The 23,404-nt window shown below is 71.7% G+C and carries 22 protein-coding genes; 7 read left to right on the top strand and 15 right to left on the bottom strand.

Translation table 11 applies throughout. From position 1 onward, the window contains the following. The first annotated feature begins 267 nt into the window (after nt 1–267). The 3 genes from ASF89_RS12190 to ASF89_RS16205 all read left to right on the top strand — a co-directional run bounded on the left by ASF89_RS12190 (nt 268) and on the right by ASF89_RS16205 (nt 1,352). Nucleotides 268–849, top strand: coding sequence for a MarR family winged helix-turn-helix transcriptional regulator (locus ASF89_RS12190; protein ID WP_055815158.1), 582 nt, complete (start codon nt 268–270; stop codon nt 847–849). Between the two features lie 228 nt (nt 850–1,077). Continuing rightward, a complete protein-coding gene (locus ASF89_RS15730) occupies nt 1,078–1,227 on the top strand; it encodes a hypothetical protein (protein ID WP_156463398.1) in 150 nt (49 codons plus the stop codon). After that, nucleotides 1,227–1,352, top strand: a complete 126-nt coding sequence (locus ASF89_RS16205) for a hypothetical protein (protein ID WP_255354990.1) — start codon at nt 1,227–1,229, stop codon at nt 1,350–1,352. The genes ASF89_RS15730 and ASF89_RS16205 overlap by 1 nt, the downstream gene beginning before the upstream one ends. A 29-nt stretch (nt 1,353–1,381) precedes the next feature. On the opposite strand, the gene ASF89_RS12185 is transcribed toward ASF89_RS16205, so the two are convergent. Further along, entirely contained in the window at nt 1,382–2,335 is a 954-nt protein-coding gene (locus ASF89_RS12185; protein ID WP_082489993.1) for a site-specific DNA-methyltransferase, read from the bottom strand. Between the two features lie 100 nt (nt 2,336–2,435). Between ASF89_RS12185 and ASF89_RS12180 the strand changes: the two genes are divergently transcribed. After that, nucleotides 2,436–2,720: a GNAT family N-acetyltransferase gene (locus tag ASF89_RS12180; protein WP_055815155.1), complete on the top strand. Its 285-nt coding sequence runs from the start codon at nt 2,436–2,438 to the stop codon at nt 2,718–2,720. Nucleotides 2,721–2,796: 76 nt separating this feature from the next. On the opposite strand, the gene ASF89_RS12175 is transcribed toward ASF89_RS12180, so the two are convergent. The 9 genes from ASF89_RS12175 to ASF89_RS12135 form a co-directional block, all read right to left on the bottom strand. Further along, nucleotides 2,797–3,846, bottom strand: coding sequence for a biotin/lipoate A/B protein ligase family protein (locus ASF89_RS12175; RefSeq protein WP_055815152.1), 1,050 nt, complete (start codon nt 3,844–3,846; stop codon nt 2,797–2,799). A 10-nt stretch (nt 3,847–3,856) separates the two neighbouring features. After that, nucleotides 3,857–4,723, bottom strand: a complete 867-nt coding sequence (locus ASF89_RS12170) for an alpha/beta hydrolase (protein WP_055795193.1) — start codon at nt 4,721–4,723, stop codon at nt 3,857–3,859. 108 nt (nt 4,724–4,831) lie between these two features. Next, nucleotides 4,832–5,452, bottom strand: coding sequence for a PepSY domain-containing protein (locus ASF89_RS12165; protein ID WP_156463397.1), 621 nt, complete (start codon nt 5,450–5,452; stop codon nt 4,832–4,834). A 178-nt stretch (nt 5,453–5,630) separates the two neighbouring features. Continuing rightward, on the bottom strand, nt 5,631–7,166 hold the full coding sequence (locus tag ASF89_RS12160) for a HAMP domain-containing sensor histidine kinase (protein ID WP_055815146.1): 1,536 nt from the start codon (nt 7,164–7,166) through the stop codon (nt 5,631–5,633). Then, nucleotides 7,159–7,836, bottom strand: a complete 678-nt coding sequence (locus ASF89_RS12155) for a response regulator transcription factor (RefSeq protein ID WP_055815143.1) — start codon at nt 7,834–7,836, stop codon at nt 7,159–7,161. The genes ASF89_RS12160 and ASF89_RS12155 overlap by 8 nt, the downstream gene beginning before the upstream one ends. Before the next feature lie 162 nt (nt 7,837–7,998). Further along, complete coding sequence (locus ASF89_RS12150; RefSeq protein WP_055815140.1) at nt 7,999–8,751, bottom strand: SDR family NAD(P)-dependent oxidoreductase; 753 nt, start codon at nt 8,749–8,751, stop codon at nt 7,999–8,001. A 371-nt stretch (nt 8,752–9,122) separates the two neighbouring features. Then, nucleotides 9,123–9,695: a helix-turn-helix domain-containing protein gene (locus ASF89_RS12145; protein WP_055815138.1), complete on the bottom strand. Its 573-nt coding sequence runs from the start codon at nt 9,693–9,695 to the stop codon at nt 9,123–9,125. A 93-nt stretch (nt 9,696–9,788) separates the two neighbouring features. Next, nucleotides 9,789–10,244: a hypothetical protein gene (locus ASF89_RS12140; protein WP_055815135.1), complete on the bottom strand. Its 456-nt coding sequence runs from the start codon at nt 10,242–10,244 to the stop codon at nt 9,789–9,791. Nucleotides 10,245–10,324: 80 nt separating this feature from the next. Further along, nucleotides 10,325–11,017 carry a hypothetical protein gene (locus ASF89_RS12135; RefSeq protein ID WP_055815132.1) on the bottom strand — a complete coding sequence of 231 codons (693 nt, stop codon included), beginning with the start codon at nt 11,015–11,017 and terminating at the stop codon, nt 10,325–10,327. Nucleotides 11,018–11,190: 173 nt separating this feature from the next. Here ASF89_RS12135 and ASF89_RS12130 point away from each other — a divergent pair, with 173 nt between their 5' ends. Then, the gene (locus ASF89_RS12130; RefSeq protein WP_055815128.1) at nt 11,191–12,639 is read left to right on the top strand and encodes a hypothetical protein; all 1,449 of its coding nucleotides are present in this window, start codon (nt 11,191–11,193) and stop codon (nt 12,637–12,639) included. Nucleotides 12,640–12,740: 101 nt separating this feature from the next. Here ASF89_RS12130 and ASF89_RS12125 read toward each other — a convergent pair whose 3' ends face one another. The 4 genes from ASF89_RS12125 to ASF89_RS12110 all read right to left on the bottom strand — a co-directional run bounded on the left by ASF89_RS12125 (nt 12,741) and on the right by ASF89_RS12110 (nt 18,113). Next, a complete protein-coding gene (locus tag ASF89_RS12125) occupies nt 12,741–14,072 on the bottom strand; it encodes an ABC transporter substrate-binding protein (RefSeq protein ID WP_055795178.1) in 1,332 nt (443 codons plus the stop codon). A gap of 116 nt (nt 14,073–14,188) precedes the next feature. Further along, complete coding sequence (locus ASF89_RS12120) at nt 14,189–15,022, bottom strand: carbohydrate ABC transporter permease (protein ID WP_055795624.1); 834 nt, start codon at nt 15,020–15,022, stop codon at nt 14,189–14,191. 89 nt (nt 15,023–15,111) lie between these two features. Next, nucleotides 15,112–16,074 carry a carbohydrate ABC transporter permease gene (locus ASF89_RS12115; protein WP_082475004.1) on the bottom strand — a complete coding sequence of 321 codons (963 nt, stop codon included), beginning with the start codon at nt 16,072–16,074 and terminating at the stop codon, nt 15,112–15,114. Next, entirely contained in the window at nt 16,071–18,113 is a 2,043-nt protein-coding gene (locus ASF89_RS12110) for a beta-galactosidase (protein WP_055795176.1), read from the bottom strand. Before ASF89_RS12110 ends, ASF89_RS12115 begins: the two co-directional genes overlap by 4 nt. 231 nt (nt 18,114–18,344) lie before the next feature. On the opposite strand from ASF89_RS12110, the gene ASF89_RS12105 reads away from it, so the two are divergent. Then, a complete protein-coding gene (locus ASF89_RS12105) occupies nt 18,345–19,364 on the top strand; it encodes a LacI family DNA-binding transcriptional regulator (protein WP_055795174.1) in 1,020 nt (339 codons plus the stop codon). Between the two features lie 299 nt (nt 19,365–19,663). Here the strand turns inward: ASF89_RS12105 and phoA are convergent, their stop codons facing one another. Then, nucleotides 19,664–21,643 carry an alkaline phosphatase gene (phoA, locus tag ASF89_RS12100; RefSeq protein WP_055815126.1) on the bottom strand — a complete coding sequence of 660 codons (1,980 nt, stop codon included), beginning with the start codon at nt 21,641–21,643 and terminating at the stop codon, nt 19,664–19,666. Nucleotides 21,644–21,908: 265 nt separating this feature from the next. Here phoA and ASF89_RS12095 point away from each other — a divergent pair, with 265 nt between their 5' ends. Next, nucleotides 21,909–23,312, top strand: a complete 1,404-nt coding sequence (locus ASF89_RS12095; protein WP_082475003.1) for an MFS transporter — start codon at nt 21,909–21,911, stop codon at nt 23,310–23,312. The last annotated feature ends 92 nt before the right edge of the window (nt 23,313–23,404 follow it).

Raw genomic sequence — 23,404 nt, 5'->3', positions numbered from 1 at the left:
CCCCGCCGGAGCCCGCCGGGAACCTGGTCGTCGCCTCCGTATTCGTCGTCGACGGTCGTGACCACCCTGGCAAGGGGGTAGCGTGTGTCCTGCTGGAGGTGCTAGCCACCTCCCCGGTCGTCTCGCCCCCGGCGTACCCTGCCCGTGAAGCTCACGCGGGAGGCGCGATGACCACACGGGCCGCGTCTCTCGAGAGGCGCGGCCCGTTCTCCGTCTCGGCGGGTTCGGGGTTCGTGCCTCCCACCCGGTGAAGCTAGTCTCTCTAGCATGGCGACGAACACCCCGGCGGCCCTGTACGACGCGACCGGCTACTGGTACACGAGCAGCAGCGAAGAGCGCGGTGTCGAGGTGCTGAACGCCCTCCGCCGCTACCGGGCCGCGGAGTCGGCCATGCGCAAGCGCACCCGTGACTCGATGGGCATGGGCGACACCGACCTGGCCGCGCTGAGATTCCTCGTGCGCGCGTCGCGCCGCGGCGAGGACGTCAACGCGAAGGACCTCGCCACCCACCTCGGCATCACGTCGGCCTCGACGTCGGTCCTGATCACCCGGCTCGTCGGCAGCGGGCACCTGCAGCGCAACCCGCACCCGACCGATCGGCGCGGGGTGCTGCTGACCGTGACGACCGATTCGCACGTCGAAGTGCGGTCGACCCTGTCGGCGATGCACCAGCGCATGATCACGACCGCCGAGGCGATGACGGCCGACGAGCAGGCCGCCGTGGCGTCGTTCCTCGACGCGATGTCCGAGGCGCTCTCGCTCGACGATCACGACGACGCCGACCCCGGTTCGGCGACGCAGGGCGAGCCCGCCGAGGAGGCGCGGGTCACCCCCCAGCACGGCTCCTGATCCGGAAAACGCGACCCCCGCGAGACAGGTATCCGCAAGGCGAACCGACCCCCTGAATCGCTAGACAAGCTAAACACCCTCTGCCACGCTCGTGTCACGGCCCCGATTCACGGCGGGGCCACCGTCTCCGGTTCACGGCCGGAGGCGCACGGACCCTCCTCCGGGCGGGCCGTGACCGCATCACGTCGGATCGGCAGGCATCGCAGGGATGCCAGAAACGAGCGGAACATGACTGCACTCACGACGACGCCGCAGGGGCGTCGGACCGACTCCCTCGACGCAGGGCACGACTCGACCGTCGCGGTCATCGTCGTCGCCTCGATCGGGATGATCATCAGCCTCGGCGCAGCCGTCGGCACGGCCCTGGGGATGATCTGATGAACGCCCAGATGCTCCAGTCGCTGACGCACGAGCAGCTCGTCGCGGTCGTCCGAGGCACCGTCTCCGTCGGGGCTTCGCACAACGCGGACCACGCCCGCGAGCTCTCGCAGACCGCCGCCTGATCAGCTGGCCGCAGCAGCCCGCCGCCTGATCAGCCGGCCGCCTCGGTGGCGGTCGTCTCCTTCGGGGTCGCGGCGGCCTTCGTCTTCGTCCCCGGGGCGACCCGTCGGCGCGCGGGTCGCGGCTTGACCACGGCGAAGTCCGCCTGCGGGAGGCGTCGGCGCATGACGGCCACCGCCTCCTCGTTGCTGTCGACGAGCACGAACCGGCGACCGAGAGCCTCGGCCACGGCGCCGGTCGTGCCGCTGCCGGCGAAGAAGTCGAGCACCCAGTCGCCCTCGCGACTCGACGCCTGCACCATGCGGCGTAGAACGCCCTCGGGCTTCTGGGTCGGATAGCCCGTCTTCTCGCGGCCCGTCGGCGAGACGATCGTGTGCCACCAGACGTCGGTCGGCAGCTTGCCGCGGGCGACCTTCTCGGGCGTCACCAGCCCGGGCGCCATGTACGGCTCGCGGTCGACCGTCTCGGAGTCGAAGTGGTACCGCGAGGGGTCCTTCACGTAGACGAGGATCGTGTCGTGCTTCGTGGGCCAGCGGTTGCGGCTCTTCGCGCCGTAGTCATAGGCCCAGATGATCTCGTTGAGGAAGTTGTCGCGCCCGAACAGCACGTCGAGCAGCACCTTGGCGTAGTGGGCCTCACGATAGTCGAGGTGCAGGTACAGGGTGCCGTCGGGCGCCAGCAGACGCCAGGCCTCGGCCAGTCGCGGCTCGAGGAACGACCAGTAGTCGTCGAATCGGTCGTCGTAGCGCATGAGGTCGCCGCGGATGCGCTCGTACGCGACGCCCTTGAAACCGGTCACGGCGGTCACGGAGTCGTCGGCGCTGCGGATCGACGTGGTCGATCGACGCTGCTGCTGTCGACCCGTGTTGAACGGCGGATCGAGGTAGACGACGGTGAAGGCCTCGTCGGGCAGCTTCGCCGTGACGTCGAGGTTGTCGCCCTGGACCACGAGACTCGGGGAGGTGCTGGTCCAGTTCACGGGCATGCCCCCATTCTGTCGGGTGGCGACGGCCGATCGCGCAGGCGACGCCGCGCCTGCTCGCCGTGCCCGGGGCAGCACGGGCCCGCAGGCGTAGCGTGGCGGGATGAACACCGTCGTCGAGAACCGCCCGGACCAGAACCAGTACGCCCTCGTCGAGGGCGATGCCACCGTCGGCTTCGCCGCCTACGAGATCGTCGGTGACGAGATCCGCTTCACCCACACCGAGATCGAGCCCAGCCGCCGCTCGACCGGGCTCGGCGCGCAGCTCGTGCAGGGAGCCCTCGACGACGTGCGCGAGGGCAGTGAGCGCCGCGTCGTGCCGCTCTGCCCGTTCGTCGCCGACTACATCGACGAGCACGTCGACTACCGCGAGCTCCTCACCCGCTGACCCGCGCCTCCTCGGCGGTCAGGGGACGCGACGCAGCCACTCGGGCGTCAGGGGACGCGACGCAGCCACTCGGGGGTCAGGGGACGCGACGCAGCCACTCGGGCGTGGCGAACTTCGTCGTGACGAGCTGCTCGGCCTGAGCGAGCTCGTCGTCGGTCACGTGCCCGGTCGTCGCGCCGTAGAGCCCGGTGAACGTCTGCTTCAACCGCTCGATGATCTCGGTGCGGGGCAGCCCGGTCTGACTGCGCAGCGGGTCCACCCGCTTCGCGGCGCTCGTGGTGCCCTTGTCGCTCATCTTCTCGCGGCCGATGCGCAGCACCTGCACCATCTTCTCGCCGTCCATGTCGTACGACATCGTGGCGTGGTGCAGCAGGGCGCCGTTGCCGAGGCGCTTCTGCGCGGCACCGCCGATCTTGCCCTTGGCCGAGGTGATGTCGTTCAGCGGCTGGTAGAACGCATCGATGCCGAGCGACTTGAGCGCCGTGATGACCCACTCGTCGAGGTAGGCGTACGAGTCGGCGAAGCTCATGCCCTGCACGAGCTCGCCCGGTGCGTAGAGCGAGTACGTGACGATCGACTCGGCGTCCATGAACATGGCTCCGCCGCCGCTGATCCGACGGACCACCTCGAAGCCGTGGAGCGCCGCGTTGTCGAGGTCGACCTCGTTCTTCAGCGACTGGAAGCTGCCGATGACGACCGCCGGCTGCTTCCACTCCCAGAACCGGAGGGTGGGGCCGCGGCGACCGGCGCCGACCTCTTCGGTGAGCACCTGGTCGAGGGCGAGGTGCATGTTGGGCGACACCGGCTCGTCGTGGATGATCTGCCACTCGTAGTCGCGCCAGTCGGTGGCCTTCGACAGGCTGCGCCGGACGGCCACCGCGATCGCCTCGGGGCTGAACCCGAGCAGCACGGCGTCGTCGGGCAGACCCCGGCGGATGGCCGCGGCGATCGTCGCGGCGTCCGACTCGACGGGCAGGCCGTTGACCGCCCGGTCGATCGCGTCGAGCGCGGTGTCCGGCTCGAGGAAGAAGTCGCCTGCCAGGCGGAACCCGGTGATGCGGCCGTCGCCGACCTCGAGATCGACGACCACGAGTTTTCCGCCTGGGACCTTGTACTCACCGTGCATGGGTCGCAGCCTAGGCCACTCGGTCGTCGAGCCACCGGACGAGATCGGCGACGACCTCGTCGCGGTTCGTCTCGGCGAAGACCTCGTGCCGGGCGCCCGTGTACACGATCAGCTCGACGTCGCTGAGGCGGCTGCGGCGCAGGTACGCCGTCGCGAGCCGACGGGCGCTGGCCTCGCCGCCGAGGGTGTCGTCGTCACCGACGAGGATCAGCACGGGCGGGTCGGAGTCGAGGGTGCGCGAGGGGCGCCCGAAGAGCCGCAGGGCGTCGCGGTAGCCGAACAGCTTCGCCACGGTCGCCACCGTCATCAGCGGGTCGGCGACGGCGCGCTCGACGACCGCCGGGTCGCGGCTGAGCCACTCGAACCCCGTGCCGCCCTCGTGCGCGTGCCGCTTGTTCAGGTCGCCGCCGTTCATGCTGCCCGGCATGCGGTACGCCGTGCCGCTGAGCACGACCGCGTCGAAGAGCGAGGCACGGCGGTCGATGATCTTCTGCATCATGAGCGACCCCCACGAGTGCCCGAGGCCGACCAGCGGCAGCCCCGGCTCGTCGGCCCGGATGATGCCCGTCAGCTGGGTGATCGCCTCGATCGTGCCCGCGAGGCCCGAGGGACCCAGCCGGCCGAGCTTCGTGTGATCGCCGCCCCACTGACCGAGACCCGTCTGCCCGTGGCCGAGATGGTCGTCGGCGTAGACGGTGTAGCCGGCGCGGACGAGGTCGTGGGCGAGCGCCTCGTAGCGGAGCGCGTGCTCGGCGACGCCGTGGGCGATCTGCACGACGCCCTTCGGCGAGGCCGCGCGCCACGCGTAGTAGTGGACGGTGACGCCGTGGGCGTCGACGAACGTGTGGTCGCCACGGGCGGGGGTGAACTGGGGCACGGGGTCATCCTGCCAGCAGCGTGCGACACCGCGGGCGAGGCGGGGACGACGGGAGGCGCGGGTCGGCCGGTGAGCCGATCCGCGCCTCCTGGGCTGCGTCGTCGTCGATCAGCTGCGGGGAGCGTCGACGTCGGTGCGGACGACGCCGAAGTCGGCGTCCAGGTCGACGTCGACCTCGGTGCCGTCGTCGAGGCGCACGTCGACCTCGTAGGCGACGCCGGCGTCGTCGCTGCGGTCGGCGTCGGTGACGACGCCGCCGCCGGCCTCCTCGATCGCGGCGGCCGAGGCGCGGTCATAGTCGGCGCCGGTCAGGTCGGAGTCGTCGCTGCCGTCACCGGCGCTGGGCGCGACCGTGCCCGTGCCGGACGCGTCGTCGCCCGAGCGGTCGTCGGCGTCGTCGCCACGGTCGTCGCGCCGGTCGGAGCCGTCGCGGTCGTCGCGGTCGTCGACCCGGCTCGAGACGACCTGGCGGTCGCCGTCGAGGAGCACGGTGACCTCGCGGCCGTCGTCGCGGGTGACGTCGACCTCGTAGCCCTCGAGGCCGTCGTCGAGCCGGTCGAGGTCGGTGACGACGCCGCCGCCGACCTCGTCGAGCGCGGCCTGCGAGACGGTCTCGCGGTCGGACGCCGAGACGCGGTCGTCCAGGTTCGAGGCGACGGCGATGCCGCCGCCGGCGAGGACGATGACGGCCGCGGCCGCTCCGGCGATGATCATGGTCTTCTTCTTCACGGTGTCTCCGATCGTGGGGCCCGTCGGGCCGGCTTCCGACGCGGCGGGGGCGCCGGTCGAGCTGATGACATCACTCTGGATCGGCGGCACTGAAGCGACCCTGAAGCCCGCTGAAGGAACCTTCAGGAGGCGCGGGTCGACCCCGGTCGCCGATCGCGCGTCGCGGAGCGGGACCGCCTCAGAGCAGCCCAGCCGGGAGGTCGACGACGAAGCGGGCGCCTCCGAGGGGCGAGGAGTCGACCGTGACCGCGCCGCGGTGCACGCGGGCGATCTCGCGCACGATCGCGAGCCCCAGCCCGCTGCCGCCGGAGTCGCGGGCCCGGGCCTCGTCGAGTCGCACGAACCGGTCGAAGACCCTCTCGCGCTCGCCCTCGGGCACGCCCGCGCCGTCGTCGTCGACGGTGAGGACGGCTCGCCCCTGACGCTCGACGAGCCCCACCGAGACGCGGGTCGCCGCATGGCGCGAGGCGTTCGCGAGCAGGTTCCGGACGACCTGCCCGAGCAGGCCCTCGTCGCCTTCGACCCGGGCGGGGCCGACCCCGGTCGCGTCGATGGTCAGGGCGGGCGCCGTGCTCCGCAGCCGGGCGGTCTCGGCGACCACGAGGTCGTCGAGGTCGACGGGGCGACGGGTGACGCCGAGGGCCCCCTCGTCGGCCCGGGCGAGCACCAGCAGGCCCTGCACGAGCGCCGTGAGCCGCGCCTCCTCGGTCATGACCGTGCCGGCGAGCGCGGCGCCGTCGATGCTCTCGGGGTGCAGCAGGGCGACCTCGGCGTGCTGGCGGATCGTCGCGAGCGGCGTCTTCAGCTCGTGCGACGCGTCGCCGACGAACCGTCGCTGCGCCGCGGCGGACGACTCGAGACGGGCGAGCATCACGTTCAGCGTGCGGGCCAGGCGCGCCACCTCGTCGGATCCGCCCGGGTCGGCCACGCGACGGTCGAGCTGGGCCGCGGTCACGGCGTCGACCTCGCGGCGCATCGCCTCGACGGGGCGCAGCGCCCGCCCGACGACGAGCCAGGTCGTCACGCCGAGCACCAGCAGGGCGACCGGGATCGCGACCCCGAGGGTCACGAGGCTGGCCGAGGAGGCGGCCCGCGCCTCCTCGAGGGATCGCACGGCGACGACGGTGACGGTCGCCGCCGGGTCCGCCGGCGTGCTCGCGGCGTCGTCGGCGTCCGCGTCGGTCTCGTCGTCGGAGTCGGCGTCGTCGTCGGAGTCGTCGCCGGAGCCCGTCGCCGAGCCGCCGCGACCGCTGCTTCCGCTGCCGCTGCTGCCGCTGTCGTCGCTCGCGTCGGCGTCCGGCCGCACGGCCTCCGTCTCGACCACGTACCGGTCGCCGTCGATGCGCGTCGTCGAGTCGAGCGACGCGGGGTCTCCGACGCTGCCGTCGGTGAGGTGCTCGAGCAGGTCGTCGTCGCCGCCGGCGGCCAGCAGCGCGCCGGTGCGGTCGACCACCAGCACGGCGCCGTCGTCGGTGTCGCCGGCCGCCGCGGTCACCGGCGACGTGCCCGCCTCGATCGCCGAGACGACCCGGTCGGCGTCGGCCGTCGCCGACGATCGCGGGACGTCGTCGAGCACGGCCCGCTGCACGAGGGCGAAGACGAGCGTGAAGACGCCCAGGGTGAGGGCCACGGCGAGCACGGCCGCGACGGTGATCCGCAGCCGGAGCGAGGCGCGGTGCCCGGCCCGGGGCGTCGCGCCGGCAGCCTCAGCCACCCTGCGCCTCGAGTCGGTAGCCGGCGCCGCGCATCGTCACGATCGATTCGCGGCCGAACGGGCGGTCGACCTTGTTGCGGAGATGCCGCACGTACACCTCGACGATGTTGGGGTCGCCCTCGAAGTCGTCGTTCCAGACGCCGTCGAGCACCTGCCGCTTGGTGACGACCTGCCCCACGTTCCGCATGAGGAACTCGAGCACGGCGAACTCCCGACTCGTCAGCTCGATCGCGGTGTCGCCCCGGTGGACGCTGCGGGACGTGGGGTCGACGCGCAGGTCGCCGGCCTCCAGCACGACCGGCCGCTCGCGCGCACCGCGTCGGACGAGCGCCCGGAGCCTCGCGAGCAGCACGACGAAGGAGAAGGGCTTGGTCAGATAGTCGTCGGCGCCGGTGTCGAGGGCCTCGACCTGGTCCCATTCGCCGTCTTTGGCCGTCAGCATGATGACGGGGGTCCAGTCGCCGCCCTCGCGCATGGCCCGGCAGACGGCGTAACCGCTCATGCCGGGCAGCATGATGTCGAGCACGACGGCGTCGTACGTGCCCTCGCGCGTGCGCCAGAGCCCGTCGGTGCCCGTGCCGGCCACGTCGACCGCGATGCCCTCGGCCTCGAGCCCCAGCCGCAGCCCCTCGGCGAGGGCGGCCTGGTCTTCGACGACGAGCACGCGCACGAGGGCCTCCTGACGACGCGCCGGGTGCGCGAGAAGCCCATTGTGGCGGGCGGGCGCTGAAGCGCGGCTGAAGCGGTCGCCGGCCCCGTTCACGCCCGCCGACCCGCGCCTCCTGGGGAGGACGCGACGGGCCGGCGAGGCGACGGACCGAGGAGGCGCGCTCTAGTGAGCCGAGTAGCCGCCGTCGACGAGGTGGTAGCTGCCCGTGATGAACGACGCCTCGTCGCTCAGGAGGAACAGCACGAGCGCCGACACCTCTCTGTCGGTGCCGAGGCGGCCGGTCGCGTGCTGCGATTCGAGGTGCGCGAGGGCGTCCCCGTCGAGCGACGACCGGACGAGCGGGGTGTCGATGAAGCCGGGGCCGACGGCGTTGGTCCGCACCCCGCGGGCCGAGTACTCGAGCCCGGCGACCTTCGTGAGACCGACGAGGGCGTGCTTGCTGGCGACGTACGCGGCGTTCTGCGCGAGGCCGACCGAGCCGAGCACGGAGCTCATGTTGACGATGGCGCCTCCCCCGGCCTCGACCATGGCGGGCAGCTGGTACCGCAGGCCGTAGAAGACGCCGTCGAGGTCGACGCCGCGGACGCGATCCCAGGCGGCGACGTCGTAGTCGCCGATGTCGGCCGGAGCGGCGCCGATGCCGGCGTTGTTGACCGCGAGGTGCAGGGCGCCGTACGTGGTCTTCGCGAACTCGACCGCCGCCTCCGACTGCTCGGCCTTCGCGGTGTTCTGCTCGAACGCGGTCGCCGTGCCGCCCGCGGCGACGATCTGGTCGACGACGGCCTGCGCGGCGTCGAGCTCGATGTCCGTGACGACGACCGAGGCGCCCTCGGCCGCGAGCGCGCGCGAGATGGCGGCGCCGATGCCGCTTCCGCCGCCCGTGACGAGCGCCGTCCTGTTGTCGAATCGAGCCATGATGCGTACCTTCCGTCGTCGGGGGCCGGCCGTCGGGGCCGGTCGGGCTCGTCGGCGAGCCCACACGTCGCACGGTACGCCCGCGGGCGCCACACGGCTACACGTGTCGCCCAGCCTCGCTCGTCTCGCCACCGCGCGGCGACGGGTAGAGGGCGGGGCCGTCAACCCACAGCTATCACGCATCCATGCGTAAGAGCTCGACGGAGAGCACGGCCCCCTCCACCTCCTGGCCGCCAGCAGAGGGCGGGCCCGCCAGCGGCTGATGCGCACCCATGCGTGATAGCCGATCCGAGTGAGCACTCCCCCGCTCAGCCGGCACGGCCGGGCGCACGCACGAGGCCCCGCGCCGCGCCGCAGACATCCGCCGCGCCTCAGGCGCCTCGATGCCCCGGCAGGTGCGCCCTCTCGCCGTCGTGGTCGAAGATCGTCAGCACCTCGACCGGACCCTCGTGCGCCTCGATCACGTGAGGCGTCATCGTCGAGAACTCCGCCGCCTGCCCCTGCCGCACGAGGATCTCGCGCTCACCGAGACGCAGCCGGACCGTGCCGCTCAGCACCGTGAACCACTCGTAGCCGGGGTGCACGCGGGCCTCGCCGACCTCCCGCTCCGAGGTGATGCGCATCTTCGCGATCGTCACGCCCCGACGGTCGCGCTCCCTCGACAGCAGCCAGACGGTCAGCCCGGCGCTCGCCTCGGGCTCGGGGCGGATGACGACGTCGTCGTCGCCCTCGGGCTCGACCAGCTGATCGAGCGTCGTCCCGAGCGCCTGCGCGATCGGCACCAGCTGATCGAGCGCGATGCGGCGATGCCCGGTCTCGATGCGGCTCAGCGTCGACGTCGAGAGGTAGCAGCGCGACGACAGCGCCTCGAGGGTCCACCCGCGCGCCACCCGCAGCCCGCGGATCCGCTGCCGGACGACCTCGTCGATCATGTCTTGCGTCATGAGCAAGACCCTATGCCCGCGGCGCAGCCCCGAGAGACGAAGCACCGGAAGCTGGGGCCCTCGAAGCAGGGACCCGAGGAGGCGCGGTGCCGGTCAGTCGGTCGCCGCGCCTCCTCGGGTCGCCCGCGCGATCAGCTCGACGAGCTGCGCCGTCGAGCCGTCGTCGACCGCCGTGTAGGCGAAGGACGTGGCCCAGAGCGACCCCTCGTCGAGCGCCGCCGCATCTTGGAAGCCGACCGTGCTGTATCGCGTGCCGAACTTGCCGCCCGGCTGGAAGAACACGACGATCCTGCCGTCGGGCCCCGCGTACGACGGGAACCCGTACCAGGTCTTCGGAAGCAGATCCGGCGCCTGATCGAGCACGATCGCGTGCAGGTTCTCGGCGAGCTCACGCTCGGACGGGGTCATGGCGGCGTGGGCGTCGAGCACGTTCTGCAGATCGGCGGCGGCCTTGTCGGCGACCTTCTGCTGCTTCGCCTCGGCGCGGAGCTCGGCCGCCCGCTGCTTCATCGCCGCCTTCTCGGTCGCGCTGAATCCGTCGGTCGCCATGGTCGCTCCTCGCTCGTGGTGTGGCACACAGTATGCCAGCGAGCGTCTCAGGGGGAAGAGGGCGATCGGGTCGGCGGGGCTCAGCCGCAGAACTCGCTCGGCGGGACCGGGCCGTCGCCCACGCTGATGGTCGAGATCGTCCCGGCGTCCGCGCCCTCGACCGGCTTGCCCACGGTGAAGACGAGCCAGTCGTCGCCGCTCGGCTCCACGCCCCAGTACTCGACCGTGTTGTACTCGCCCGTCCTCTCGAGAGCGGGGTAGGCCGCCTGGGCCTCGGCCAGCGTCGAGTCGAGACCGATCCCCTCGGCCGTCGTGGGCGACGGGCGATCCGCCTCCAGCTGCGAGCCGATGCCGAGACGGACGCTCGTGATCACGTCGGAGTCGAACGAGTCGGTCCCGAAGTACACGAACGGGACGGACGGGTCGTCGATGCCGACCACCGGGCATGCCTCCTCACGCGTCGCGACGGGGCCCCCCGCGGCGGCCAGCTCGTCGATCGTCGCCGTGGCGCTGCCGCCGAGCTGGATCGGCCCGAGCCCGGTCGACGACATGACCCACGACGCGGGGTCCGCGAGATCGACGGCCGGGGTCGGCTCGGGAGCCGGAGTCGTGGTCGCCGTCGCGCTCGGCGTCGTGCTCGGGGTCACCTCGACCGACGTCGCCGACGGCGTCGGCGTGACGGGCGTCGTGGTGGACTCGCCCGTGCAGCCGGCGAGGACGAACCCGCCGACGACGACGGTCGTCAGAGCGGTGAGCAGTCGAGAGGTGGTCATGCGCGAAAGGCCTCCTGAGCCTGGATAGGAGACACCTGTCGCCCCCTGGCCTTCACGCTAGACGCCCGCGACCCCCTCGGAGTCATCCAGGGGGATGACGATCGCGGACGTCAGGATGACGACCCGCGCCTCCTCGGCGCCGCACCCGACGACCACCCCGCTAGCGTCGACCCGTGCCGACCCCTCCCCGTGACCCGCTCGTCCCCCTCTCCGCCGTCGCCGTCGGCGACCTGACCCTCGTCCCCGACGCGACGCGCCCCGCGGCCGTCGTCGTCGACGGCGCGGGCGCAGCGTCGTGGCTCGTCTGGGGCGACGCGTCGCTGCCGCGACGAGCCATGACGGGCGCATCCGTCGTGCCCACCCGGACTGGCGCGTGGATCGTCTACGAGTCGGATGTGGAGGGCGCCGACTCCATCGAGGAGGCCACGAGGTACTCCGCCGTCCACCTCGAACCCGAGGGCGTCACCGCCGTGCATGATCTGGGGACGCAGCGCCCTGTCGGCGATGACACGGTCTTCCTCTGGGCGGGAGACCCTCGCGATGCCGGGTTCTGGATGGGCGAGGACGAGCCGGACGACCCGTCGCCCGACGACGACGAGCCGTTCGACGAGTCGCCCGACCCCGCCACGCTCGAGCCGATGCCCGACGGGCCGTTCTGGCCCGAGGCCGGCACCGACCTTCGCGACGATCACGGCGTGGCCGAGGATGACGACGAGGTCGACCTCGACCTCGACCTCGACTTCGACGACGCCGACGGAGTCGAGCACGACGACGACGACGACGACGGGACCGTGGTCGCGACGGCTGCGCAGTTCACTTACCACTTCGTCGACGCCGACGGAGTCGAGCACGACGACGACCCCCTGCCCGCACGCCGGCCCGGCGATCCGCTGCCGACCTCGCCCGGCGAGCTGGTCCGCGTGGGCCCCCGCGGCGAGCGCCGCACCCATCGGGTCGATCACCTCGTCGACGGCGTCCGACTCGACGGCGACGACCTCGTCATCCGCTTCCATCCGACGGGGCCCCGAGAGGTCGCCGCGCCGGACGGATGGGGCTGGAACGTCGTCTACGAGCCCCGGGAGGCGCGGCTCGACACGCACGCCGGGCTCCCGTCGTCGATCGACACCGACTCGCTGCCGTCCACGGCCCTCCCGCTCGAGCACGACGACGACTGGGAGGAGCGCGAACGATCCGAGACCGCCCTGCACGAGACCTGGGGCGACCGCTTCGACCTCACCGGCGTCGCCGGGGCCGCGTGGCCGCTCTGGAACGGCGACACGGCGACCCGGGACGAGGCCGTCGCCGCCTTGCGCGGGCGCTTCGAGTCCCTGGCCGATCCGCTCGTCGTCTGGACGGCCGACCACCCCGCTCCGCGTCGGGGACGGAGCGACTATCGCTCCGTCGTCGTCGAGCAGCAGGGCGAGTGGCCCGCCACCGAGCTGGTCGTCTCGTTCGAGCACGCTGCCGTGCCCTTCCTCCGACTGAGGCGGAGCTTCCGGGTCTTCGACGACTCCGGGTATCCCCAGGTCCTCGACCACGTCGAGATCCACCTCGAGGAGGACATCGCGACCGGGAGCATGCCGCCTCGATCGGCGGCTGTCGACGGCGTCCTCGACATCTGACCCGCGCCTCCTCGGCTCCGGCTCAGGCCCCCGGGCGCACGACGGCGCCCGCGTCGGAGGAGGACTCCCCCGGCGCGGGCGCCGTGTGTGCTGGTGTCGTGCTACTTCGTGACCGCGATCGACTGCGCCTCGAGGGCGGCGATCGTCTTCTCCTGGCCGGACTCGAGGGCGTCGAGCAGGGTTCCGTCACCCGATGCGGCGGTTCCGAAGCCGTCCGAGATGTCGCTGTAGGTCTGCGTCATCGTGGGGCCCCAGGTGAAGGGCTGGATGTTCTCGGCGGCCGTGGCGAAGTCCTCGTAGATGGCCTGGTCGCCGTAGAACTCGACGCCCGAGGTCAGGGCGGGCAGGTCGGCGCCGGTGCTGGAGGCCGGGTACAGGTTGGCCTCCTTGTTGAGGGCCTCGAGCGACTCGGTCGAGGTGTTCAGCCAGACCAGGAACTTCGAGGCCTCGGCGGGGTGCTCGCTGTTCTTGAAGACGACGTTCGACGATCCGCCCCAGGCGGCCGATGCGGTCTCGCCCTCGGTCCACTGCGGCATGGGCGCGACGGCCCAGTCGCCGGCGGTGTCGGGTGCGCCGCTCGAGATGGTGTTGGCGCCCCAGACGGCCGAGACCCAGGTCCAGTCCTGATCGGTGTTGTAGGCGTTGTTCCACTCGTCGGTGAAGCTCGGCAGGGTGGTGACGAGGTCCTTCGAGATGAGGTCCTGCCAGTAGTCGGCGACCTTGGTCGAGGCCTCGTCGGTCATGTCGACCGTCCAGGTGCCGTCGCTCGTGTCGAACCACTGGCCGCCGGCCTGCGAGACGAGACCGGCGAACTGGTTCACGTCGCCCTTGGCGAAGTTCGTGATGCTGCCGCCCATCTCCTTGATCTTCACGGCGTCCTCGGCGTACTGCTCCCACGTGGTGGGGACGTCGAGGCCGGCCTTCTCGAAGAGGTCCTTGCGGTAGTAGAGGGCCATGGGGCCCGAGTCCTGGGGGATCGCGTAGACGGAGTCGTCCTCGCCGAAGGTGACCTGGTTCCAGAGACCGTCGGAGTAGTCGGCCTCGGCGTCGGAGACGCCCTCGCACGACGCGATGTTCGCGAGGCCGTCCTGCACGCGGAACGCGGGGAGGGTGTCGTACTCGACCTGCCCGATGTCGGGCGCGTTGCCCGCCTTCAGCTGGTTGAAGAAGTTCTGGTAGGTGCCGCTGTTGCCGTTCGGCACGATCGAGACCTTGACCTGGATGTCGGGGTTCTCCTCGTTCCAGAGCGCCACGACCTTGTCCATGTTGGGGACCCAGGTGGTGAAGTTCAGGGTGACCTTGCCGTCGGAGGCGGCGCACGAGGCGGCGTCGCCGGAGCCGGACGCGCCGTCGCCTCCGGAGCTGCAGCCCGCGAGGGCGATGGTCGAGACGACGGCGGCCGCCGCGATCGTGAGGACACGGGATTTCTTCATGCGATTTCCAATCGAGGTGCGAGACCGGGCTGCCCGGTCTCGGGAGGGAACGACGTCGTTGCCTTGCGGAGTGGAGGTCGAGGAGGTGCGGGTCGGGTGACCCGGGGAGGGATGGCTCACTTGAGACCGCCGGACCCGAGACCGCTGCGCCAGAAGCGCTGCAGGCTGAGGAACGCGATCAGGAGGGGGATGATCGAGACGAACGCGCCGACGAGCACCAGGGTGCGGAGCTCGGGGTACTGGCTCACGTTGGAGTTCCACGTGTAGAGACCGAGGGTCACGGGGAACAGCTCCTGCGAACGCAGCATGACGAGCGGCAGGAAGAAGTTGTTCCAGATCGCGACGAACTGGAACAGGAACACCGTCACGAGCGCCGGCGACATGAGGCGGATCGCCACGGTGAAGAACGTGCGGAGCTCGCTCGACCCGTCGATGCGCGCGGCCTCGACGATCTCGTCGGGGACGCTCGAGGCGGCGTAGATGCGGCTGAGGTAGACGCCGAACGGGCTGACGATGCTCGGCAGGAACACCGCCCAGAACGTGTCGGTCAGCTGCACCTGGCTGAAGATCAGGAACAGCGGCAGCGCGAGGGCCGTCGCCGGGACGAGCACCCCGCCCAGGAAGATGTTGAACAGCGCCTCGCGGCCCCAGAAGCGGTACTTCGCCAGGGCGTAGCCGCACATCGCCGACAGGATGGTGCCGAGACCGCCGGCGACCGTTGCGTAGACGATGCTGTTGAGCATCCACCGCGGGAAGATCCCGTCGTTGTAGGTGAAGAGCTGCCCGATGTTGCCGACGAAGTCCTGCAGCGACGTGGCCGAGAACCAGAGCGCCGGCCCGCTGTTGAAGTTGTCGAGCGTCTTGGTCGACGAGACCAGCAGCCAGAAGATCGGGATCAGGAAGTAGAGCGTGAACGCGCCCATGATGATCATCGCGGCGGAGCGCGACATGACGCTCTCGCGGGGGCCGCGGCCGCGCTTGCGGGCCGGGGTGGTCTTGTCGTCGAACGACTGGGCGGGACGAATGGGCGCGTCGACGGTCACTGGTCGGCCTTCCGCTGGGTCAACCGGAGGAAGCCGATCGAGAGGATGAATGTCGCGACCGCAAGGACGACGCTGAACGCGGCGGCGAGGTTGAAGTTGGGCACCGACGACGTCGAGTAGACGAGCATGTTCGGCGTGAAGGTCGACGAGATGGTCGACGTGAACTGACGGAAGACCAGGGGCTCGGTGAGCAGCTGGAGGGTCCCGATCACCGAGAACACGGCGGTGAGGACGATCGCGGGGATGACCAGCGGGATCTTGATCGCCACGGCGATGCGCCACTGCGACGCCCCGTCGAGTCGGGCGGCCTCGTAGATCTCGGTCGGGATCGCCAGCAGCGACGAGTAGATGATCAGCATGTTGTAGCCGACGAAGACCCATGTCACGACGTTCGCGATGGCCCAGAGGACCGTGCCGCCGTCGAGGAGTCCGACGCTCGAGGTGACCGCCGAGAACGGCGAGAGGCTCGGCGAGTAGAGGTAGCCCCACATGATCGCGGCGATGACGCCGGGCACGGCGTACGGCGCGAAGAACGCGAGTCGGAAGAACCGCTTGCCGCGCAGCAGCGGCGAGTCGAGCAGCAGGGCGAACAGCAGGGCGAGGAACAGCATCACCGGCACCTGGACGACGCCGAACAGGAGCACCCGGAGGATCGACGCCCAGAACTCGCTGCTCTCGAAGACGAGCGCGTACTGCGTCAGACCGCCGAAGACCTGCGTGGGGGCGCCGAAGGTGCCCTCGCGCTCGATCTTCTGCAGCGACTGGTAGACGGCGTAGAGGATGGGCGTGAGGTAGAACGCGGCGAAGAGCAGGCCGAAGGGCACGATGAAGATCGCGATGGCCTTGCGGTAGCGGAAGCCCCGGCGTCGGGTCGGCGCCTCGCGGCGGGGCGAGGGGTCGGACGGGAGCGACGCATCGGTCGTTCGGCGGCCTCGCGGGCGGGCGGGGGTGACGGTCATGATGCCTTCCTGTCCTGGCGGATGATGTGCGAGCCGCCCGCGGCGAGCTCGATGCGCCCCGAGACGTGCTGCTCGGAGACCAGGTCGTAGCCGGCGAAGTCGTGGAGCACGACGTCGTCGGAGTGGTTGAGGACGAACACCCACTCGTGCTGCTCGCCCACGCGGCGCACGACCTCGACGCCGGGGCGACCGGCGACGTCGCTGCGCGCGGCGACCCCGGCCTCGTCGACGACCCGGGCGACGAGGTCGCCGAGCGCAGCCGTGTCGAGCACGGTGGAGACGTACCAGGCGAGCCCGCGACCGTGGGGGTGGCGCGTGACGGCGGGGCGACCGGCGAGGTGACCCGACGCGTAGTCGAGGACGGCCTCGGCGCCGACGAGCTCGACGGGCTCGGACCAGAGACTGCCCGTGGCGCCCGGCAGGCCGCCGGCGAGCTCGACGGTGCCGCCGACCGGCAGCGGGGCGAACTCGTCGACCCGGACGCCGAGCATGTCGCGGAACGCCCCGGGGTAGCCCCCGGCCCGGACGCCGTCGGTCTCGTCGACGATCCCGCTGAAGAAGGTCACGAGGGCCGAGCCGCCGTCGGCGACGAACGCGTCGATCACCGCGGCGTGCTCGTCGCGCACCAGGTAGAGGCTCGGCACGACGACGAGCGAGTGGCCGTCGAGCGGGGCGCCGGGGGCGACGACGTCGACCGTGACGCCGAGATCCCAGAGGGCGCCGTAGAGGCGGTGGACCTGCTCGATGTACGAGAAGTCGGCCGTGGGGTGCGCCTCGAGGTCCGCCGCCCACCAGTTCTCCCAGCTGAAGACCAGCGCGACGTCGGCGACGACGCGCGAGCCGCGCAGCTCGCCGAGGCGCGACGACAGGGCGCCGAGCCGGACCGAGTCCTCCCACATGCGCGACGAGGTGCCGGCGTGGGGCAGCAGGGCCGAGTGGAACTTCTCGGTGCCCTTGACGGAGGCGCGCCACTGGAAGAAGCAGACGCCGTCGGCGCCGCGGGCGACGTGGGAGGCGGTGTTCCGGAGCATCTCGCCCGGTGCCTTCGTGAGGTTGCGGGGCTGCCAGTTGACGGCCCCCGTCGAGTGCTCCATGAGGATCCACGGGGCGCCGCCGGCCAGTCCGCGGGTGGTGTCGGCGGCGAAGGCCAGCTCGACCTCGGGGCGCTCGAGGCGGTGGTCGAGGTAGTGGTCGTTCGCGATGACGGCCATGTCGCCCGCCCAGGTCCAGTAGTCCTGGTTCCTGATGTGCGCGGCGACCATGAAGTTGGTCGTGATCGGCACGGCGCTGAACCGCTCGATGACGCCGGCCTCGGCCCGGTAGTGCTCGAGCAGGGTGTCGGAGCTGAACCGGTGGAAGTCGATCGTCTGCGCCGGGTTGACGAACGACAGGGTCGCCCGCGGGGGCAGCACCTCGGCGAACGCCGAGTAGCGCTGGCTCCAGAAGGCCGTGCCCCAGGCGGTGTTGAGCGCGTCGACGGTGCCGTAGCGCGCCTCCAGCCAGGCCCGGAACGCGAGGGCCGACTCGTCGCAGTAGCAGAGGGCGTTGTGGCAGCCGAGCTCGTTCGACACGTGCCAGAGGCGCACGGCGGGGTGGCGGCCGTAGCGCTCGGCGGTGGCGCGGACGAGCTCGAGGGCGCGCTCGCGGAACACGGGCGAGCTGGGGCAGTAGGCCTGACGGCCGCCCGGCCAGCGCGTGGTGCCGTCGGCTGCGACGGGCAGCACCTCGGGGTGACGCGTCGTCAGCCACGGGGGCGGCGACGACGTGCCGGTGCCGAGGTTGACCCCGATGCCCGCGGCGTGGAGCAGTTCGATGACGGTGTCGAGGTCGTCGAACCGGAACCGACCGGGCTCGGGCTCGACGTGCGACCAGCCGAAGATGTTGATGGCGACGAGGTTGACCCCGGCCTCGCGCATCAGGGCGACGTCGTCGACCCAGGTCTCGGGCGACCACTGCTCGGGGTTGTAGTCGCAGCCGAAGACGAGACCGTCGAGCCCGAGGTCGAGCGCGGTCTGCTGCGGGAGGGTCTGGGTGAGCACGGGGCCTCGGCTTCGTCGGCGGGCGATCCCCCAGCCGACTCGAGGCCGGAGCCCTTCGTCTGTGAAGGTTCACACATGATGTCTGTGATCGTTCCCACATTCGCCGCTCGGGAACCGCGGCGAGTTTTTCTGGGAAGGTTCACAGAGTAAAACCCAGGCTCTCGCGTTTGTCAACATCACGGCCGCGCGACGACCGCGCCGGGGCGTTCAGGCTCGGCTAAGGTGACTCCCATGTCCGGTCCGAGATCCCCGAGACGCCGGGCCACGATCCACGACGTCGCCGCCGAGGCGGGCATCTCGCGAGGCACCGTGTCCCGCGTGCTGAACAACGAGCCGTACGTCTCGGCGCAGGCGCGCGAGGCCGTCGAGGCCGCCGTGGCGAAGGTCGGCTACGTGCGCAACGCCGCGGCCCGCAACCTCGTCACGCAGCGCTCGCGTGCCATCGCGCTGATCGTCCACGAGCCGCACTCGGTCGTGCTCGACGACCCCAACATCGGCAACATCCTGATCGGCACGAACGCCGTGCTCTCGCAGGCCGACCATCAGCTCGTCACCCTGATGATCGACTCGCAGCGCGACAGCGACCGCGTCATCGAGTACCTCCGCGGCGGTTTCGTCGACGGCGCGATCATCCTCTCGGCCCGCACCGGCGACCCGATCTCCGAGGCCGTCGCCGAGCTGCGTCTTCCGGCGTCGTTCGTCGGCCATCCGCCCGACGCCCCCGACATCCCCTTCATCGGCATCGACAACCGCGCCGCGGCCGAGGCGATCGTCCGTCGGCTGGTCGGCACGGGGCGTCGCCGCATCGGCATGCTCGCCTCGGGGCTCGACCGCGACTCGGGCGAAGACCGACTCGCGGGCTTCCGCACGGCGCTCGGCGAGCTCTTCGACCCCGACCTCGTGGTCCGCAACCCGTTCTACAGCTACACGGCCGGCGTCGACGGCATGTCCGAGCTGCTGCGACGCGACCCGACGGTCGACGGGGTCTTCGCCGCGTCCGACGCCGTCGCGGCCGGCGCGCTCGACGTGCTGCACCGTCGCGGCATCGACGTGCCCGGCCGGGTCGGGATCGTCGGCTTCGACGACAGCTCGTGGGCGCTGCGCTGCACCCCGGCGCTCTCGACGGTGCGTCAGCCCGCGGAGGACCTCGGCCGCCGGGCCGCCCAGCAGGTGCTCGACCAGCTCGGCGGCACCGACCGCCCCGGCGGAGTCCTGCTGCCCACCGACATCATGTGGCGCGACAGCGCCTAGAGGGCACTGCGCGCGACAGCGCCTGGCGGGCACTGCGCGCGACAGCGCCTGGCGGGCACGGCGCGCGACAGCGCCTGGCGGGCACGGCGCGCGACAGCGCCTGGCGGGCACGGCGCGCGACAGCGCCTAGCGGGCACGGCGCGCGACAGCGCCTAGCGGGCACGGCGCGCGACAGCGCCTAGCGAGCACGGCGCGCGACAGCGCCTGGCGGGCACGGCGCGAGACAGCGCGAAGCGGAGGCGACGCCGCCGTGTTCGACGGTGTCCCCTCCGCTTCGAGTCCCCGCGATCCGGAGCGGGCTACAGCTGCGGCCCCAGGTCCCCGTTCGCCGAGGCGAGCTGCTGCTGGCGACGACGGCGAGCCACGAGCACGGCGCCCGAGACGACGAGCATCAGGGCGAGCACCAGCGCCGGCAGCGCCTCCGACCCGGTGAAGGCCAGCGGGCCGGAGCCGGCCGTGCCCGCACCGCCGGCGCTGCCGTCGTCTCCGACCGGCACGACGCCGGCCGGGTCGGTGGGCGTCGCCGAGGGGTCGCCGGGCGCCGGGGTCGCCGTCGGAACCGGCGCGACCGCGCCGTCGACGACCGCCACGACCGCGCTCGCGGTGACTCCAGACTGCACGCCGGTCAGGGTGACCGTCGCGTTCCCCGCCTCGGCGGGAGCCGTCGCGGTGAGCGTCACGGTGCCGTCGACCACGTCGGACAGACCGAGGTCGACCGGGTCGGCGCCGTCACCGGCGTCGAGGACGGCCCGCACCTGGCGGTCGCCGTTCAGCCCCGCGCCCGAGACCGTGAAGGAGCTCTCGGGTGCGACCTCGCTCGGGGCCGAGACCGTCGCGGCGGCGCTCAGTCCGTCGAGGTCGCGGTCGAGCTCGAGGGCGTTGCTGATCGTGAAGAAGTTGTCCGTCTGGTCGATGAGGCCGACCACGTTGCCGGCGCCGGGGCCGTAGCCCGCGACCCGCAGCTGCGAACCGGTGTGCTGCTGCGATCCGCCGGCCGCGGCCGTGCCGTAGGCGATCTTCATCGTGGTGCCGTCGACCGTGGTCAGCGCGGTGCTGAGCGTCGCGGGCGGCGTGCTGTCGACGATCTGGCTGGTGTGCGCGTGGTCGGCGGTGACGATGACCATCGTGTCGCCGTCGGCGATGGCGAAGTCGAGCGCGGCCCGCACGGCCTCGTCGAGGTCGAGCACCTCGCCGATCTGGCCGCAGGCGTCGGCGCTGTGGTCGCGCTTGTCGATCGACGCCCCCTCGACCTGCAGGAAGAAGCCCTGGTCGCCGGTGTCGAGCAGATCGATCGACTTCTCGGTGAGCGAGCGCAGCGAGAGGTCGGTCGGGAGGCGCTCGGGGTTCGGCGTGCAGGTCTGCGGCGCGAGGTCGGCCCCGCCGACGGTCGCGGTCGTCGCGGCGAAGCGCGTCGGGAAGTTGCCGTCGGTGAAGGTGCCGAGCACCGGGGCCGCCTGGCCGGCCGCGGCCACGGCGTCGAGGCCCGCGGCGTCGCGGACGATCTGGTATCCGCGGTCGGCCGCCTGGTCGAACAGGGTCTCGCCCTGCCACTGACCGGCGCGGGCGGTCTGCGTGAACGACGCCGCGCCTCCTCCGAGGGTGACGTCGGCACGGGTGCCGATGATCTGCTCGCTGATCGAGCCGAGACCGCCCTGGTCGAGGGCGTCGGCGCCGCACTGGGTCACCGAGTCGGGGCCGTAGCAGCTCCGCGCGGCGACGTGGGCGGCCTGCACGGCCGGCGTCGCGTCCTGCAGCTCCGCCGTCGACACGTTGCCGGTCTTCTTGCCGTTCGCCTTCGCGATCTCGAGCAGGGTGTCCTGCGGGACGCCGTCGATGTCGACCGAGATCGCGTTGTCGTACGTCTTGGTGCCGGTGGCCCAGGCCGAGCCGGTCGCGGCGGAGTCGGGCACGTAGTCGGGCTCGCCCTTGTTCGCACCGTCGCGGTACAGCGAGTACGTCGTGTACTGGCCGGTCAGCGGCAGGGCGTCGATGCCGGGCAGCTGCCCGCCGGCGCCGTAGGCGTAGTTGCGCGCCGAGGTGATCTCGGAGTCGCCCATGCCGTCGCCGATCAGCAGGATGACGTTCTTCGCGGGGCCGGCCTTCACCGAGTCGAGCAGCACCTGCGTGCTGTCGTCGATGCTGCGGGCGGCACCGCCGTTCTCGGCGACGTCGGACGGCGTCGCCGCGGACGCGACGGCGGGGGCGAGGGCCAGGGAGGCGCTGATCGCCACCGCCCCCGTGATGAGGGCCGCGCGGCGGCGGCGGGTCGTGGGGGTCACTTCGTGCTCCTGCTCCAGGTGATCGACGGTGCGGGTCCACCCCTGATCGGGGGACCCCGTCAGTCGACCGGTCCGTCGTCGACAGCGCGTGTCCGCCCGGTGTCCGACGGGTGTCGGGCCATGGAACGCACTGCGCGCGCCGCAGAGTCGCACGATCTGCACCGCCCTCGGCGGCGACGCGGCGGAGCGATTATCGTGGTCACTCGATGACCGACACCGCGCCTCCTCGACCCGGGACGGCCGTCGTGAGTCCGCCGGTCGTGTCGTGAGCACGATGTTCCGCAGCCTGTCGCTGTTCAACTACCGGCTCTGGTTCGCCGGGGCCCTGGTGTCGAACATCGGCACCTGGATGCAGCGCACCGCCCAGGACTGGCTCGTCCTCACCGATCTGACCGACGACGATGCGACGGCGCTCGGCATCACGATGGCGCTGCAGTTCGCCCCGCCCATCCTGATGGTGCCCATCACGGGGCTGATCGCCGACCGGTTCGACCGGAGACGGCTGCTGATGGTGACGCAGCTGAGCATGGGCCTGCTCGGACTCGCCCTGGGTCTGCTCGTGCTGACCGACACGGTCGAGCTCTGGATGGTCTACGTCTTCGCGCTGCTGCTCGGCGTCGCCGCGGCCATCGATGCGCCCGTGCGGCAGAGCTTCGTCTCCGAGCTCGTCCCGCCCGGTCATCTCACCAACGCCGTCAGCCTCAACTCGGCCTCGTTCAACGGCGCCCGCCTGATTGGCCCGGCCGTCGCGGGGGTACTCATCGCGACGATCGGCACGGGGTGGGTGTTCATCATCAACGCCGGCTCGTTCGCGGCGGTGCTGCTGTCGCTGCGGTTCCTCCGGGTGGCGCAGCTCGAGCTGAAACCGGTCGTCTCGCGCGCGAAGGGCCAGATCAGAGAGGGGTTCCGGTACGTCCGCGAACGCCCCGACCTCGTGGTCGTCTTCGTGATGGTGTTCGTGATCGGCACCTTCGGTCTCAACTTCGCCATCTTCACCTCGACGATGGCGAGCGTCGAGTTCGGCACCGACGCGAGCGGCTTCGGCCTGCTCTCGTCGTGCATCGCCGTCGGCTCGCTGGTCGGCGCCCTGCTCTCGGCACGACGCGAGCAGCCCCGATGGCGCGTGCTGATCGCAGCCGCGCTCGCCTTCGGCGTCACCTGCCTCGTCTCGGCCCTCATGCCGTCGTACTGGAGCTTCGCCGCCGTGCTCGTCACGGTCGGGCTGTCGTCGATCACCCTCATGACGACCGCGAACGCGACCGTGCAGCTGACGACGGCACCGAGGATGCGCGGCCGCGTCATGGCCCTCTACATGGCGGTCTTCACCGGCGGCACGCCGCTCGGCGCACCGGCCGTCGGCTGGATCGCGAACGTGGCCGGCCCCCGCTGGGCCATCGGCGTGGCCGCCGCCTCGGGCTTCGTCGCCGCCGCCGTGGCGATCGTGTGGCTCGTGCGGGGTCGGCATCTGCGCGTGCATCGGGTGCTGCCCGACGACCCGGCGGTGGCGACGGGCGCGCTTCCCGTGGTGGGTGCGGGGCGGTTCCACTACACGCTGCAGCACGACGGCGACGCGGCCGGGCAGACCGCCGCTCGCGAGCGCGCCGCGCGCGAGGAGGCGGCCCGCGATCTCGGCCTGGACGAGGGGACCGCGACGGGTCAGTCGACCTGACCCGCGCCTCCTCGGCCGACGGTTCTGTCGACCCGCGCACTGGGGGCCTGCCGGTCCACCGCTCCCCTCTAGGCTGACCGATGAGGATGTCC

Origin of the sequence: Frigoribacterium sp. Leaf172 (assembly GCF_001424285.1) — a bacterium.
In the GTDB taxonomy this organism is placed as follows: domain Bacteria; phylum Actinomycetota; class Actinomycetes; order Actinomycetales; family Microbacteriaceae; genus Frigoribacterium.
The sequence above is the reverse complement of the archived record's forward strand: the minus strand, read 5'-3'. Positions and strand labels throughout refer to the sequence as shown.

Excerpts from the sequence above, each read along its gene's own strand:
- ASF89_RS12140 (WP_055815135.1), bottom strand. The coding sequence starts at position 10,244 with ATGGCGACCGACGGATTCAGCGCGACCGAGAAGGCGGCGATGAAGCAG.
- ASF89_RS12150 (WP_055815140.1), bottom strand. The coding sequence starts at position 8,751 with ATGGCTCGATTCGACAACAGGACGGCGCTCGTCACGGGCGGCGGAAGC.
- ASF89_RS12135 (WP_055815132.1), bottom strand. The coding sequence starts at position 11,017 with ATGACCACCTCTCGACTGCTCACCGCTCTGACGACCGTCGTCGTCGGC.
- ASF89_RS12125 (WP_055795178.1), bottom strand. The coding sequence starts at position 14,072 with ATGAAGAAATCCCGTGTCCTCACGATCGCGGCGGCCGCCGTCGTCTCG.
- ASF89_RS12105 (WP_055795174.1), top strand. The coding sequence starts at position 18,345 with ATGTCCGGTCCGAGATCCCCGAGACGCCGGGCCACGATCCACGACGTC.
- ASF89_RS16205 (WP_255354990.1), top strand. The coding sequence starts at position 1,227 with ATGAACGCCCAGATGCTCCAGTCGCTGACGCACGAGCAGCTCGTCGCG.
- ASF89_RS12185 (WP_082489993.1), bottom strand. The coding sequence starts at position 2,335 with ATGCCCGTGAACTGGACCAGCACCTCCCCGAGTCTCGTGGTCCAGGGC.
- ASF89_RS15730 (WP_156463398.1), top strand. The coding sequence starts at position 1,078 with ATGACTGCACTCACGACGACGCCGCAGGGGCGTCGGACCGACTCCCTC.
- ASF89_RS12180 (WP_055815155.1), top strand. The coding sequence starts at position 2,436 with ATGAACACCGTCGTCGAGAACCGCCCGGACCAGAACCAGTACGCCCTC.
- ASF89_RS12145 (WP_055815138.1), bottom strand. The coding sequence starts at position 9,695 with ATGACGCAAGACATGATCGACGAGGTCGTCCGGCAGCGGATCCGCGGG.
- ASF89_RS12175 (WP_055815152.1), bottom strand. The coding sequence starts at position 3,846 with ATGCACGGTGAGTACAAGGTCCCAGGCGGAAAACTCGTGGTCGTCGAT.
- ASF89_RS12115 (WP_082475004.1), bottom strand. The coding sequence starts at position 16,074 with ATGACCGTCACCCCCGCCCGCCCGCGAGGCCGCCGAACGACCGATGCG.
- ASF89_RS12190 (WP_055815158.1), top strand. The coding sequence starts at position 268 with ATGGCGACGAACACCCCGGCGGCCCTGTACGACGCGACCGGCTACTGG.
- ASF89_RS12120 (WP_055795624.1), bottom strand. The coding sequence starts at position 15,022 with ATGTCGCGCTCCGCCGCGATGATCATCATGGGCGCGTTCACGCTCTAC.